Here is a 511-nt window from a genome sequence, read left to right on the forward strand (position 1 = left end):
ATCCTTCCGGTTTTTATCAAGAAAAATCCCCTACTTATCAACTCTAAAGTTAAGCGGTACGTTCCCTGCACATGGTATAATTATCCTATAAGGAGGTTCCGCTTATGATGACAAGAGATGCCGATAAAAAAAGAGAACAAATGATGATGTTCAGCATGGATGACATGGTGCCAAAGGATCACATGCTCCGAAAGATTGACCGGGCAATTGACTGGAACTTTATTTACGATCTTGTAGAAGACAAGTATTGTGCAGATAACGGAAGGCCGAGCATGGATCCGGTGATGCTGATCAAAATCCCTTTTATCCAGTATCTCTATGGGATTAAAAGTATGCGCCAGACGATAAAAGAAATCGAAGTGAATGTAGCTTATCGTTGGTTTCTCGGTCTGGATATGTTGGATCCAGTTCCTCACTTTTCTACTTTTGGGAAAAACTATACCCGACGTTTTAAGGATACGGAACTGTTTGAACAGATCTTTTCCCATATCCTCGAACAATGTATGAAGTT

At 40.3% G+C, this 511-nt stretch carries 1 protein-coding gene; it reads left to right on the top strand.

The features are described from left to right. Positions 1–104: 104 nt before the first annotated feature. Positions 105–511 (top strand): transposase (locus NI21_RS0115055; RefSeq protein WP_033127031.1); only part of this gene is annotated, 407 nt, incomplete at its 3' end.

Origin of the sequence: Eubacterium sp. ER2, from assembly GCF_000765215.1 — a bacterium.
Lineage (GTDB): Bacteria > Bacillota > Clostridia > Lachnospirales > Lachnospiraceae > Claveliimonas > Claveliimonas intestinigallinarum.